The organism is Aliidiomarina indica, from assembly GCF_015354615.1.
Taxonomy (GTDB): Bacteria; Pseudomonadota; Gammaproteobacteria; order Enterobacterales; family Alteromonadaceae; genus Aliidiomarina; species Aliidiomarina indica.
Genome location: NZ_JACAVQ010000004.1, coordinates 218220 through 232265 on the forward strand (window position 1 = coordinate 218220; position 14046 = coordinate 232265).

Genomic DNA, 14046 nt, shown 5'->3' on the forward strand with positions numbered 1-14046 from the left:
TTTTTGCGTACGCGTGGCTTACTCGATCACGAATAATGGCTGATCGAACTCTACGGGTGCTTCGTTATCTACCAGAATCTGCTTCACGACACCGGAAACATCAGCTTCAATGTGATTCATCATCTTCATGGCTTCGACGATGCATAACGTATCGCCGACATTAACGCGCTGACCTACAGTGATAAATGCCTTGGCGCCTGGTGCTGGAGACTCATAGTACGTACCCACCATCGGTGATTTTACAATGTGACCAGAGATCTCTTCCGCTTTTGGCTCTGCAGCCGGTGCCGGAGCAGCTGCAGCAGGAGCTGCTTGCGGTGCAGGCATCTGCATGTGCGCCATTTGCGGATATGCAGGGGCTGCCGAGTGGCGGCTGATGCGCACCGACTCTTCGCCTTCGGTGATTTCTAACTCAGAGATGCCAGACTCTTCGAGCAATTCGATCAGTTTCTTAATTTTACGAATATCCATTAGCTGAATAACCTTTCACTAGTTTATTTAGAATTCGAAAGCTGCGTTGCCGCCGCAGCCAATGCAAAGCTGTATCCTTGTGCGCCTAATCCGCAGATCACGGCTTTAGCACAGTCGGAGAAATAGGAGTGACGTCGGAATGGTTCTCGCGCATGCACATTGGAGAGGTGTACCTCAATAAATGGAATGCCGGTCCCAAGCAGGGCGTCGCGTAGCGCCACACTGGTGTGCGTAAACGCTGCGGGATTGATAATGATGAAATCGGCTTGACCACGAACCTGATGAATCGCATCAATTAATTCATGCTCGGCGTTACTCTGGATAAAACTTACCGAGAGTCCGAGTTGGCTGGCTTCCGTGCGCAGCGTTGATTCGATGTCACTCAACGTGGTGGTTCCGTAAACTTCTGGCTCCCGTGTGCCGAGCAAGTTTAGATTAGGGCCGTTCACCACAAAAATATGTTTTTTATCTGTCATCGTGTCGCTATCTGCTGCGAAATTGAAAAATTCCGTCATACAATAAAAATGACCCGAAACTTTCAACAAGGTTCGGGTCATTATAAATAATAATTTCGTTTTAGCAGCAAAATACTGGTCTTATCAGCGAAATTCGGCACAATGTTTATCTCTTCTGAGGTGGCGGCCTTGTTTTGCTCACCCCAAAAAGAGACATGTGCTCGTTACTCGCTCATCATGGCGCGTAAATGGGTATTGAACTGCTCTGCGTTAACAAAGCCAGTCACCCGCCATTGCGTCATTTCATCGCCGTCAGTGTTGAAGAACAGCACAGTGGGCAAGCCCAATACTTGGTAATGACTGAGCAACTCGGTATTGGCAGCGCTAATCGAGGTAACGTCCGCTTGTAGAACGCGGAACTGCTGCAAGGTTGCTTGCACCTCAGGATCAGCGAAGGTGTAGCGTTCTAGCTCAAGACACGCGACACACCAATCGGCATACAGATCGAGCATCACCCATTGGCCTTGTTCATTGGCTTCGATCACTTGGTCATGCAAGGTGTCTAAATCGCTTACCATGGTGAACTGCAACTTACGCTCAGCAAAGGAGCCATCCACATAAGGCAATTGCCATTTCACGCCCGAGCCGGCTAAAGCAACCAGCACAACCACACTCACGGCTCGGCCGGTGGCGCCAAACTGCTGCCAGAGCTCACGTAGTAGAATCCCCGCACTACCGATGAAAAATGCAATCCAGATCCAGCCCGCAACCGAGTAATGAAGCAGTCTTTCGATTAAGAAAATGGCAACAGCGAGCATTAAAATGCCAAACAGAATCTTCACTGTATTCATCCACTGCCCACTCTTCGGCAACAGTTTGCCCCCGGACATGCCAATGAGAATCAGCGGGATACCCATACCCAGACTCAGCGCGTAAAGCACAAAACCACCAACAACGACATCACCGGATTGGGCAATGAAAAGTAGGGCCCCAGATAACGGCGCTGTGGTACAGGGGGATGCAATTAAACCGGATAATACCCCCATCATAAATACACTGGGGTAAACGCCACCTTTCTGTTTTGAACTCAGTTCAGTGAGCTTTTGCTTGAGTCCACTGGGCATATCTATGCGAATGGCACCAAACATCGCCAGAGCAAAAAGCAGGAACAGTGCTGCCAGTATTCCAAGGAGAACCGGATGCTGCAAATAGGCTTGATATTGCATACCTGCTAACGCGACGAGAATGCCAAGTAGTGTGTAGGTAATGGCCATACCCTGAACATACACAAATGACAGCCAGAAACCGCGGCGAATACTTAAGGTGCGGCCCCCTTGCTGCTGGTTAATAATGATCCCAGATATAATCGGATACATGGGGAACACACAGGGAGTAAAAGCAAGGCCTAAACCCAGTAACAGAAAGATTCCGGCGGTGAGCCAGATACGATCGGGTTGCAACAGGCTAAATACGCCGGTTGCAGGGACAGGCGAGGTACTGGAAAAGTCTTCCAGTTGATAACTCCCACTTGGGCCTGCGCCGAGCGTCCCATCAAGAAACACATCCACGGTGGCTGGGGCATAACAAAGTCCTGCGTCCGCACAGCCTTGGAAGCGAACCGTTAGTACATCACCGGTTTGTGCTTGGGCGAGGTCAACGGTGAGCGTGACGAAATCACGGTAAATAATGGAGTCGCCAAAGAACTCATCGTTATGGGCGATGCCTTCGGGTAATGGATGCAGCTCATTCACTAAGGTTTCTGGCGTTAACCCAAAGCGATGTTGATAAAGGTAGTAACCCTCGGTAATTTCGAAGTTTAAATATAAGCGGTCGCCGTCTTGGGTGTAGGAAAATGGAAAAGCCTGATGCACAGGCAGGAATTCGCCCTCTGCATTAGAGAAAAACGACGGTTGCGCTTGCGCGACAGCGTTGACGAAAAAGAAGATGACAAGCCAGTGAAACCAACGGCTATATCGTTTACTACTTCGTATACCCACAGTGTTTATTACCTCATGTACGGGCTGTAACGTCAGCAACCCATTGTATATAACTCGGCAAGCCTTTCGTAACGGGAATCGCTAGAATTTCTGGCGTGTCATAGGGGTGCCATGCTTGCAGCTTCTGTTCAAGTTCCGGATAGCGCGCATCAGTCGTTTTCAATATGAGCAAAGCTTCACTACTATGCTCTACCTCTCCTTCCCATTCGTATACGGACTCAATTCCCGACTGAATGTTCACACAGGCCACCAATTTTTCTTTCACCAAGCGCTGCGCTAAATCGCGTGCAGTATCGGTAGATGGTACGGTACAAAACACCATGAGGGTCATTTGAACCTCCAATTCTTCGTATGAGAGTACTTGAAATCAGAGGTATGATGCCCCATGTATGGCAGATAACCAAGACAAGGTGACTTATGTTCCCCGTAATTTTGTTTTTATTTATTGTTGTGCCCCTCGTTGAGATATTCGTGTTGATACAAGTGGGGCAAGTAATTGGTGGTTTAAATACTATCCTGTTGCTCATTGTCACGGCTGTCGTGGGTGCTTCTTTGGTGAAAAGCCAAGGATTGCGTGCCTGGTCACAAGCCCAGCAGCGAATGGCCATGGGCGAGATGCCGGGACAGCAGTTGGCTGAAGGCATGATCATCTTTATGGCGGGCGTTATGTTCGTTACGCCAGGTTTTCTAACCGATATTGTGGCGTTAGTGTTTCTGTTGCCTGGATTTCGCCAAGCCTTCGCTCGCAAGTTAATGCAGCGCATGCAAGTGCATACGGTGCAAGGGCATCACTCCATGCATGGCTCATTTCGCTCAGGGCCGCGTGGCCCGGGTGAAGAACCACGTGGGGGCCGTACCTTTGAAGGCGAATATAAAGATGAAGAGAATGAGCGTGACCGGATCGATCGGGATGATCGTCAGGATAAGTAATTTTTTGCGGGTAGCCCCTTGTAATCTTTTCGGCTGCCCCCATTTTCACAACACCCAAGTGCAATGATGCACGTAACGATTTTAAACCGAGGGGAGCTCGCATAGGCTCACCTCATCAAAACCCAAACAAACTATCATTGAGTAGGAGTAACTCGAATGAAACTTCGTCCATTACATGATCGTGTGATTGTTAAACGCGCTGAATCTGAGAGCAAATCGCCGGGCGGTATCGTACTAACTGGTTCTGCTGCAGAAAAATCAACGCGCGGTGAGGTGGTTGCCGTAGGTAACGGTCGCATTCTCGACAATGGCGATGTGAAGCCATTGGATGTGAAGGTTGGCGACGTTGTGCTGTTCAGTGAAGGCTACAGTGTGAAGACTGAGAAAATTGACGGTGAAGAATATTTAATCATGAGCGAATCCGACATTTTGGCGATTGCTGAGTAAATGTCTCGTAAGTGAATTGAACAACGTTTTTAGAGAGAAGGAATTAGAAAGATGGCAGCTAAAGAAGTGAAATTTGGCAACAGTGCGCGTCAGAAGATGCTAAAAGGCGTGAACGTTTTAGCAGACGCGGTAAAAGTAACCTTGGGCCCGAAAGGCCGTAATGTTGTGCTTGAGAAGTCATTCGGCGCGCCAACAATCACCAAAGATGGTGTGAGCGTTGCTAAGGAAATCGAACTAGAAGATAAGTTCGAGAACATGGGCGCGCAGATGGTGAAAGAAGTTGCTTCAAAAGCGAACGACGAAGCGGGTGACGGCACCACGACAGCGACTGTGTTGGCCCAGTCTATCGTGACCGAAGGTTTAAAAGCAGTTGCCGCTGGTATGAATCCAATGGATCTTAAGCGCGGTATCGACAAGGCTGTTATTGCGGCAGTTGAAGAGTTGAAGAAAATTTCTCAACCATGCGCAGACGGCAAAGCTATCGCTCAAGTAGGTACAATTTCTGCAAACTCGGATAGCACCATCGGTGAAATCATCGCCAAAGCCATGGATAAAGTGGGTAAAGAGGGCGTGATTACCGTTGAAGAAGGTCAGGGTCTGCAAGATGAGCTCGACGTTGTTGAGGGTATGCAATTTGATCGCGGTTACCTGTCTCCTTACTTCATCAACAATCAAGAGTCAGGCTCTGTTGAATTAGACAATCCACTGATTCTGTTGGTTGATAAGAAGATCAGCAACATCCGTGAATTGTTACCGGTACTCGAAGGCACAGCGAAGTCTGGCAAGCCGTTGTTACTGATTGCTGAAGATGTTGAAGGCGAAGCGTTAGCAACGCTGGTTGTGAACAACATGCGTGGCATCGTGAAAGTCGCGGCAGTGAAAGCGCCAGGATTCGGCGACCGTCGTAAAGCGATGTTGCAAGATATCGCAGCACTGACAGGCGGTACTGTTATTTCTGAAGAAATCGGCATGGAGCTAGAAAAAGCCACCTTGCAAGAGCTCGGTAGTGCAAAACGTGTCGTCATCAACAAAGACAGCACCACTATCGTTGATGGTGCCGGCGATGAAAAAGCAATTGAAGGCCGCGTGACGCAAATTCGTCAACAAATCGAAGAAACATCGTCTGACTACGACCGTGAAAAACTGCAAGAGCGTTTAGCGAAGCTTGCAGGCGGTGTGGCTGTAATTAAAGTAGGCGCAGCGACTGAAGTAGAAATGAAAGAGAAGAAAGATCGCGTTGAAGACGCCTTACATGCCACGCGCGCAGCGGTTGAAGAAGGTGTTGTGCCTGGTGGCGGTGTTGCGCTTGTACGCGCGGCAAGCAAGTTGGCGGAGCTGACGGGCGATAACGAAGATCAGAACGTGGGTATCCGTTTGGCATTACGCGCAATGGAATCACCTCTGCGTCAAATCGCAGCGAACGCGGGTGCTGAAGGCTCTGTAGTGGCCAATAACGTGAAAGCTGGCGAAGGTAACTACGGTTACAACGCGGGTAATGATACCTACGGCGACATGCTGGAGATGGGTATTTTGGATCCGACCAAAGTAACCCGCTCTGCATTACAGTTTGCTGGCTCAATCGCAGGCTTAATGATCACCACTGAGGCGATGGTGGCTGAGCTTCCAAAGGAAGACGCACCAGCCATGCCTGGCGGTGACATGGGCATGGGCGGCATGATGTAAGCCGATTCGGCCATCTGCTAGTGACAAGAAAGGGGCGGTGCTTGGGTACCGCCCCTTTTTCTTTGACAATTCTTTACGAAGTTTAGCGGCGCATCCACTTGTGGTCGTCTCGCGTATTGACTATATCTTAAGTGGAGTAAGTCACCTATTGAGGAGGGTTTTATGAAAGCATTGTGGATCGCTTTGATCACTAGCACGATGTTTGTTTCTATGGGGCTTCAGGCTGCAGACGTGAAAGTTACTTGGGAAGAGCCCAACAAGTATCGCGATATTCAAGCGTCTGATATGCATCAAGGACGTTTTCAAGAGCAATTATTCGCTGCCTTTGAGGACAAATTTGCGGCGTTAGCGGCTGAACTGCCGGATGATCAAACGTTATCAATTACGGTAACGGATGTGGTACTCGCCGGACTTATTGAAATGCGTGATTTGCAGGGTCAACCGCGGCAAATGCGTGTTATTCGTCCGGGTTATTATCCAGAAATGAAACTGTCTTATTCGCTGGTTGATGCGGAAGGCAATGAAATCCAGTCGGGTGAGGAGCATATTCGTGGCCGAGAACTGCCGGGTCAAGGGCGCTTGGAATCTCAGCAACGTCGCCGTGGCGTTGAGCTGATTGAGTATGAAGCTGCGATGCTTGATCGGTGGTTCAAAAACACATTCAAATCGAATGGTGAATAGGCAAAAGGCCGATACCAAATCGCGTGATTTATCGTGCTGAATTAAAACCACCGCCCTGAGATAGCGGTGGTTTTTTTATGCGGGTGATTCAGCCGGTATTCTATTTATCGCAAGGGTGTTTTACTGGTAGCGCCCGCATGCTCACGAACAAGGCTAGGAACCAAGAATCCAGGCAGTTGCGCTAACAGGTGTTGATGGAGCTCAAGCGCTTTTGAATCGTCAACGGCAAAATGAGCCGCACCTTCAACCCGATCTAGCTGGTGTAAGTAGTAAGGCAGAATACCGGCATTGAAAACAGTTTCTTGTAATTGTATTTGCTCGGGAACACTATCATTCACGCCACGCAGTAACACACTTTGATTTAAAAAATGGATGCCGCGTGCTCGCCATTGTTGAACGCCATCCTGCAACGCGGAAGACACTTCGTGAGCATGGTTGATATGTAAAACCATAATCACGGGGACTGGAAGCGCGCTGAGTGCTTCCCCGAGCTCCCGTGTTAATCGTTGTGGAATCACCACCGGAAGGCGAGTGTGAATTCGCACCCGCTGAATCTGGGAAAGTGTGCTAAAGCGTTTCAGCGCTTTGATCACGTGTTCATCGCTAGCCATCAAGGGATCGCCACCACTGAGGATAACTTCATTCACTTCAGGGTGCTGGGCAATGTAGTCGCACATGGCCTCTAAGTCGCGCTGATTAATATGATGTTCTTGATACGGGAAGTGACGGCGAAAACAATAGCGGCAATTCACCGCGCAACCACCACGAAAAATTACGAGCACCCGGCTTTGATATTTGTGCAGAAGCCCTGGGATTTGGCTGGCGCTTTTTTCCTCTAATGGGTCTGCTGTGTATCCTGGTGTTTGCTCGAACTCGGCAGCGTGGGGCAATACTTGGAGCAATAATGGGTCTTGGGTGTTACCCGGCTCCATTAATGCTGCGAATGGCTTAGGAACACGCATTTGAAAGAGTGAGCGCGCAGACTCATGCTCTGCAACCCATGCAGCGGGCAGACCGAGAAACGCCGCCAATTCTGAGGGCGACGTAAATGCCTGCGCAAGCTCTCGTTGCCAGCTTGTTTGCAGCTGAATATTTAATGCGTGATCTGCCATGGGTGCGTTGCCGTGTTCCCAATAAATAGTGTGTTCGCTACTTGAGTGAACTATTTTACCTGAAATACAATTCGCTTTGGTTTATTATTAGGCCGTTTTTCAAATTCGTTAGTGAAGGCACGAGGGGCGCATGGCCAATTACAGTACAAATGAATTCAAGCAGGGCTTAAAAATCATGCAGGACGGCGAGCCGTGCGTGATTCTTGAGAACGAAATGGTTAAGCCGGGGAAAGGTCAGGCTTTTAGCCGTGTACGTATCCGTAAATTGCTGTCAGGTAAGGTGGTCGAGAAGACTTTCAAATCTGGTGACAGTGTTGAAGGTGCAGATGTTGTGGATATCGAACTGGCTTATCTTTACGAAGATGGCGAGTTCTGGCACTTCATGAACAATGAAACCTTTGAGCAAATTGCGGCTGATGAAGCGGCAGTAAGCGATAGTAAAAAGTGGTTAGTAGAACAAGACGTTTGTACGTTAACCCTTTGGAACGGTAAGCCTATCAACGTGGCACCACCTAATTTTGTTGAACTTGAGATTACGGAAACGGATCCTGGTTTGAAAGGTGATACTGCCGGAACCGGTGGTAAGCCAGCGACATTAAGTACCGGAGCGGTTGTACGTGTTCCATTATTCGTGCAAATTGGCGAAGTAATTAAAGTGGATACCCGTTCTGGCGAATATGTGTCGCGAGTAAAATAAGCGATTTATGAATAGCGGGACATGGCGGCCTACGGCATCGTGGGACGTACTGAAACAACGTGCGGATATGTTAAGGCATATTCGCACTTTTTTTGCAGAACGTGATGTACTCGAAGTAGAAACACCGCTGCTCGCGCAAGCGGGGGTAACCGATGTGCACTTGCACAATGCGACGACCCAATTGCGAGGGCCAGGGATGCCTGCACCGACAACCTTCTATCTGCAAACCTCGCCAGAGTACGCCATGAAGCGGTTGCTTGCCGCCGGAAGCGGCTCGATTTATCAAATCAGCAAAGTGGTACGTGATGATGAAATCAGCTCGCGCCACAACCCTGAATTCACCATGCTTGAATGGTATCGTCCTGGCTTCTCAGACCGTGAACTCATGGCAGAGTCGGAAGCTCTGGTAAGGTCACTACTTAACTGCCCCGCCGCCGAGTACCTGACTTATCAAGAAGCCTTTATCCGCACGCTAAACATTGATCCACTCAGCGATGAAGGTGTGGCTGCGCTGCGGCAGCGTTTGGTAGCCGATGGTTACGATGGCGCGGTTGACGAGACGGATTCTGCCGAGACCGTGCTACAACTGGCCATGAGTGTCTATGTGGAACCAACTATTGGGCGCGAACGTCCGTGTTTTGTGACTCACTTTCCCGCCAATCAAGCAGCGCTGGCGCGTTTAAACAAAGACGATCCGCGCGTATCGCATCGGTTTGAGTTGTTTTATCAAGGTTTGGAACTAGCCAATGGCTTTTGGGAGTTAACCGATCCCAAACAACAACAGCAACGGTTTGAGTCAGACAATCAAGAGCGCCGGTTGCGGGGATTACCAGAGCAACCGGTCGACCAATATTTTTTAGCCGCCCTTAAAGCGGGCTTGCCTGATTGTGCGGGCATTGCGATGGGATTTGATCGCATGCTGATGCTTAAAGTAAAGGCGCAACATATTCATGAAGTTCTGACGTTTCCGATCGAACGTGCTTGACGATTAAATGAGCAGTCTTTCAATTTTCCGCGCTTTGTTATATTATTACAAACTAGGTTTTACGCAGGCCCCAAGGTATTCAATTACTCATGCACCACAAGCCACTAGATAAAGCAGGAATTTTTGTCGCCGTTATTTGCGCGCTGCACTGCATTTTCGTTCCCGTTATTTTACCGACGCTTGCGTTGGTAGGCTTGTCATTTCTTGGCTTTGAGTTGTTTGAACGCATCATCTTGGCAATCAGTTTACTGATTGGTGGTATCGCGGTGGTCATGGGTATGCGTCACCATCGCAGTTGGGTCCCGTTTATCTTTTTGGGACTCGGTGGTGTGATGTACTTTGGCAAAAACACCTTCGGCAGTGCGTGGGAGCCTTTACTTATTGTAACGGGCGCCTCTTTTATTGTCGTCGCCCATTCACTGAACTTGCATCTTTGTCGCGTGAAAAACAAAAACAAAGCATGTGAGGAGGTTGAGGCTATCCAGCAGGATATCGCAGAACCGAGTGAGCAAGCGAAAGAAGGTGTTGTTTAAACCTTCTTCTGCAAGTACACACCTGCTTCAATATGATGAGTAAACGGAAACTGATCGAATAGGGCCGCATGCGTTATCTCGTGGGTTTTGCTCAACACCTCTAAATTCTCGGCCAGCGTTTCTGGATTACAAGAAACGTAAATAATCGCCGGAAACTCAGCGATCATAGCAACCGTCATGTCATCAAGCCCTGCGCGTGGCGGATCAACCAACACGGTTGAAAATTTATAACGACTTAAATCCATATCCTGTAATCGTGACGGCAGTGCATCGCCTTTCATGGCCGCTGAACACTCTTCTGCGGATAGCCGCTCAATACGCACATTTTCAATACCATTCAGGGCAATATTCTTTTTGGCTGAATTCACAGAACTGCGACTTATTTCGGTGCCAAGAACGTGACGAAACTGACTGGCTAACGGCAAGCTGAAGTTACCATTCCCACAATAGAGCTCGAGCAAATCACCCGGCGCGTTTTTAGCGACATTACATGCCCATTCGATCATGTGAGTATTTACCGCAGCATTTGGCTGGGTGAAGCTATTCTCAATGTGCTCAAACTGATAATTGCGCTCATGGATTGTTAGATTTTCTATCACATAGTCCCGTTGCAGGGTTTCTTTTTGTTTGCGAGCGCGACCAATGAGATCAACCGTTGCAAACTGCTGTAAAAAAGTACGCATTTGCTCAGCAGCACTTTTCCACTCGTCATCTAATTGGCGATGATAAAGGAGTGAGATTAAGGCTTCGTTGGTTGTGGTGGTGAGAAAATCCACTTGAAACAACTTGCGCCGAAGCAAGGGTTTGTCACGAACGTAATCTAACACCTCATGCATGAGCGTATTGATCAGTTGGTTTGCTGCGGCAAACTGGTCGACGCGATACTTTTCTTTGGTGTCTGGATTGAACATCACATAGTAGAGATCGTCACCATCATGCCACACGCGAAATTCTGCGCGCATGCGGTAATGCTCAGGGGGAGATGGGTATACCTCGAGTGCAGGTGCCGAAAACGGAGCGAGCAAGGTTGTGAGGCGATCCGATTTCTCCGCCAATTGAGCCTGATAAGCCGCACCTAATTCGATTCTATCTTGCATGAAAAACACCTGTGTTCATTCGACATTTTGTAGGTCGCGCATTCTACCTGTTTTTAATTTATTCCGCACTTTTACCAAATTAGGGGGTAAACCCCTATTTTTTTGTACCGATGGTTCAGTTACTAATAGGAATCCCTAAACGCTGTTCACAAAATAATAACAACTTGAACAGAGTTGTACTGCTTTACAAAGCTAAGTGGTTACAAGGAGCTTTAGGGCACTTCGTTCGGAAGGATAAAAATAATATTCAGGACAACAAGGTAATTTATCTATGTCAAAGGCTAAACATTTTACACGCGGCGCTATCGCCGCTGCAGTCGCTTCACTGCTGGCTGCACCAACCGTTATTGCTAACGATGAAGAACGCGTCATTGTTGCATTCCAGCCGGGTGCGAAAGCAGCGGTTCAACAGGCTGTAGAGCGAGCCGGTGGTCGCACTGTCGTTGATCTATCAAGCGATAATGCGATGGCAATCAAGGTTCCAGCCCAAGCATTGCGTGGCCTCGAACGCAATCCTAACGTTCTTTACATCGAAGAAGATGTAAAGCGTGAATTGTACAGCACAGAATTCGAACCGAACCTGCCATACGGAATTATTATGGTGCAGGCGGATCAAGTAAGCGCAGCACTGGCGGGAAATCGCAAAGTATGCGTTATCGACTCGGGCTACGACTTAGGCCACCCAGATCTGCAAACTTCAGGTGTTGATGGTGTCTTTGATAGTGGAACGGGTAACTGGTTTACGGATGAGAACGGTCACGGTACTCATGTAACTGGTACTATTGCCGCGCTTGCCAACGGCTTAGGCGTTGTCGGTGTTGTACCAAATGGTCAACTTAACATTCACGTTGTAAAAGTATTCAGTGAAAGTGGTTGGGCGTATTCATCAAACCTAATTGCCGCAGCTGATCAGTGTGCGAACTACGGTTCTCAAGTCATCAATATGAGTTTAGGCGGTTCGTTCTCAAGCACCACTGAGCGCAACGCGTTTCAACGTCTGAACGATGATGGTGTATTGAGTGTGGCAGCTGCCGGTAACGGTGGTAACAACCGTCACTCATATCCTGCGTCATACCCTGCGGTATATTCTGTTGCAGCCGTCGATCGTGATGGTAATCACGCGTCTTTCTCGCAATATAATAATGAAGTAGAAATTGCCGCCCCGGGCGTTGACGTTATGTCTACCGTTCCTCGTGGTATGGGGCAACTGTCTTTATTCAGCGCAGGTGGTGCGACTTATAGTGCTATCGCAATGGACGGTTCGCCTGAAGGTGAAGGCAATGGTTCGCTTATCGATTGCGGACTGGGTACGTCTACTTGCCAGGGTGCGCAAGGCAACGTCTGCTTGATGGAACGTGGCCAAATCAGCTTCGCGGATAAAGTGTTGGCGTGTCAAAACGGCGGTGGTGTAGCTGCAGTTGTCTACAACAATGAGTCAGGTCCTCTTAACGGTACTTTAGGTGGTGTGTCTGTAAACATCCCTGCTGTTGGAATTAGCCAGGCTGATGGTCAAGCTGCGCTAGGCGGTGTTGGTTCTTCTGCTTCAGTTTCAGTGGGTGCAAGTGATTGGGCGAGCTTCAACGGCACGTCGATGGCATCACCTCATGTTGCTGGTGTTGCTGCATTAGTCTGGAGTCACTTCACGGAGTGTACGAATGACGAAATCCGTGCAGCGTTGAATGCAACGGCTGAAGATCGCGGTGCAGCGGGTCGTGATAACTACTATGGACACGGTATCGTGAAAGCGAAAGCTGCATACGACTACCTGACTGCCAATGGCTGTGCTGGTGGCGACACTGGTGGTGGCGATGACGGCGGTGATACCGGTGGTGGAGACGACGGCGGTGATACTGGTGGCGGTGATGACGGTGCGTCAATCACGCTAAGCGCTACGACTTATAAAGTACAAGGCCGTGTTCGTGCCGACCTTACTTGGTCAGGTACTGACGCTTCAAGTGTTGATATCTTCCGCAACGGTTCTTCAGTAGCGACAATATCTAACACGGGTTCATATACCGATGTCACCAATATTCGTGGTGGCGGTACGTTGACTTACAAAGTGTGTGAGGCTGGAACGCAAACCTGTTCCGATGATGTGACTGTTTCTTACTAACCCCAACCGGTAAGTAATAGTTGTAAAAAAGAGGCCAGCACTATGCTGGCCTCTTCCTTTTTGCGTCTAACACCAAATGAAACCTAAACTAGGTTACTCTTCACTTTGGTCAGCATGGGCGGTGCGTACTTTTAATGTACGACCTTCAAAATCTTTGTCGTTCAACTTTGCTAACGCTAAGTCGGCACCCGTTACTTCCATTTCAACAAAACCATATCCTTTCTTACGACCTGTGCGACGGTCTTTTACTAAGCGAACTTCGTAAACTTCGCCATAGCGACCAAACACACCCTCAACTTCTTCTTCGGTCACCTTAAATGGAAGGTTGCCTACGTACAGCGTGCGACTATCGGTGCCTTTGCGCGAGCGTTTGCTAGGCGGGTTAGACGCTGTGGTGTCTTTTTTCTGCTTTAGATAAAAGCTAACAAAGGGGGTAAGCACACCACCTAGAAACGTACCAAGCGCGAGCAATGAAACCATTTTTGTGTCGGGTGCTTCGAGAAACAATTGCGCGATAATAGTAAAAACAACTGCGATAACTGCAGCAATAACAACCTGAAAGCCTGAAAAAGCGCGATTCATAATAAAAATCCTTTCGCATTAAGTGAAAATAAAGAGCCAATTAGGAAACGGTGACAAAAACAAGACGACCGTGCCCCCTCATCTTAGCGGTTATCCAAGCATCCGGCAAAACAACCGTTGCTCAATTCCTGAGCGAACAGTCTAAAAAGGGCAAAATTGCGCTTGACCCTTACAGAAAAATGCCTAAAATGCGCCTCTCGTCTCCGGACGTGGGGCAAGTTCGTAAAAAGAGACCTTTTCTTAGTCGAATTTAGCCTTCTTGT

At 48.7% G+C, this 14046-nt stretch carries 15 protein-coding genes; 8 read left to right on the forward strand and 7 right to left on the reverse strand.

What is annotated here, in order from left to right; translation table 11 throughout:
- Window positions 1-18: 18 nt before the first annotated feature.
- The 4 genes from accB to cutA form a co-directional block, all read right to left on the reverse strand.
- Window positions 19-471, reverse strand: coding sequence for an acetyl-CoA carboxylase biotin carboxyl carrier protein (accB, locus tag HXZ99_RS08245; protein ID WP_194756810.1), 453 nt, complete (start codon window positions 469-471; stop codon window positions 19-21).
- 23 nt (window positions 472-494) lie between these two features.
- Entirely contained in the window at window positions 495-947 is a 453-nt protein-coding gene (gene aroQ, locus HXZ99_RS08250) for a type II 3-dehydroquinate dehydratase (RefSeq protein WP_194756811.1), read from the reverse strand.
- Window positions 948-1150: 203 nt separating this feature from the next.
- The gene (locus HXZ99_RS08255; protein ID WP_331458483.1) at window positions 1151-2923 is read right to left on the reverse strand and encodes a protein-disulfide reductase DsbD; all 1773 of its coding nucleotides are present in this window, start codon (window positions 2921-2923) and stop codon (window positions 1151-1153) included.
- A 13-nt stretch (window positions 2924-2936) separates the two neighbouring features.
- Window positions 2937-3254: a divalent-cation tolerance protein CutA gene (gene cutA, locus HXZ99_RS08260; RefSeq protein ID WP_194756812.1), complete on the reverse strand. Its 318-nt coding sequence runs from the start codon at window positions 3252-3254 to the stop codon at window positions 2937-2939.
- A gap of 86 nt (window positions 3255-3340) precedes the next feature.
- Between cutA and HXZ99_RS08265 the strand changes: the two genes are divergently transcribed.
- From HXZ99_RS08265 to HXZ99_RS08280, 4 genes are all read left to right on the forward strand, one after another.
- A complete protein-coding gene (locus HXZ99_RS08265) occupies window positions 3341-3853 on the forward strand; it encodes an FxsA family protein (RefSeq protein WP_194756813.1) in 513 nt (170 codons plus the stop codon).
- Between the two features lie 156 nt (window positions 3854-4009).
- Complete coding sequence (locus tag HXZ99_RS08270) at window positions 4010-4300, forward strand: co-chaperone GroES (protein WP_194756814.1); 291 nt, start codon at window positions 4010-4012, stop codon at window positions 4298-4300.
- Between the two features lie 51 nt (window positions 4301-4351).
- Window positions 4352-5983 (forward strand): chaperonin GroEL, encoded by a 1632-nt coding sequence (gene groL / locus HXZ99_RS08275; protein ID WP_194756815.1) that lies wholly within the window; start codon window positions 4352-4354, stop codon window positions 5981-5983.
- A 162-nt stretch (window positions 5984-6145) separates the two neighbouring features.
- Window positions 6146-6664 (forward strand): DUF3016 domain-containing protein, encoded by a 519-nt coding sequence (locus HXZ99_RS08280; protein WP_194756816.1) that lies wholly within the window; start codon window positions 6146-6148, stop codon window positions 6662-6664.
- Window positions 6665-6768: 104 nt separating this feature from the next.
- Here HXZ99_RS08280 and epmB read toward each other — a convergent pair whose 3' ends face one another.
- Window positions 6769-7776: an EF-P beta-lysylation protein EpmB gene (gene epmB, locus HXZ99_RS08285; RefSeq protein WP_194756817.1), complete on the reverse strand. Its 1008-nt coding sequence runs from the start codon at window positions 7774-7776 to the stop codon at window positions 6769-6771.
- Between the two features lie 130 nt (window positions 7777-7906).
- On the opposite strand from epmB, the gene efp reads away from it, so the two are divergent.
- From efp to HXZ99_RS08300, 3 genes are all read left to right on the forward strand, one after another.
- Entirely contained in the window at window positions 7907-8473 is a 567-nt protein-coding gene (efp, locus tag HXZ99_RS08290) for an elongation factor P (RefSeq protein ID WP_194756818.1), read from the forward strand.
- A gap of 7 nt (window positions 8474-8480) precedes the next feature.
- Window positions 8481-9458, forward strand: coding sequence for an elongation factor P--(R)-beta-lysine ligase (gene epmA, locus HXZ99_RS08295; RefSeq protein WP_194756819.1), 978 nt, complete (start codon window positions 8481-8483; stop codon window positions 9456-9458).
- Between the two features lie 89 nt (window positions 9459-9547).
- On the forward strand, window positions 9548-9991 hold the full coding sequence (locus tag HXZ99_RS08300) for a MerC domain-containing protein (RefSeq protein WP_194756820.1): 444 nt from the start codon (window positions 9548-9550) through the stop codon (window positions 9989-9991).
- On the opposite strand, the gene trmA is transcribed toward HXZ99_RS08300, so the two are convergent.
- Entirely contained in the window at window positions 9988-11088 is a 1101-nt protein-coding gene (gene trmA / locus HXZ99_RS08305) for a tRNA (uridine(54)-C5)-methyltransferase TrmA (protein WP_194756821.1), read from the reverse strand. The two genes, HXZ99_RS08300 and trmA, sit on opposite strands and share 4 nt — an antisense overlap.
- Window positions 11089-11359: 271 nt before the next feature.
- On the opposite strand from trmA, the gene HXZ99_RS08310 reads away from it, so the two are divergent.
- Window positions 11360-13201: a S8 family serine peptidase gene (locus tag HXZ99_RS08310; protein ID WP_194756822.1), complete on the forward strand. Its 1842-nt coding sequence runs from the start codon at window positions 11360-11362 to the stop codon at window positions 13199-13201.
- A 93-nt stretch (window positions 13202-13294) separates the two neighbouring features.
- Here HXZ99_RS08310 and HXZ99_RS08315 read toward each other — a convergent pair whose 3' ends face one another.
- Window positions 13295-13783, reverse strand: a complete 489-nt coding sequence (locus tag HXZ99_RS08315) for an RNA recognition motif domain-containing protein (RefSeq protein ID WP_228517802.1) — start codon at window positions 13781-13783, stop codon at window positions 13295-13297.
- Window positions 13784-14046: the final 263 nt, after the last annotated feature.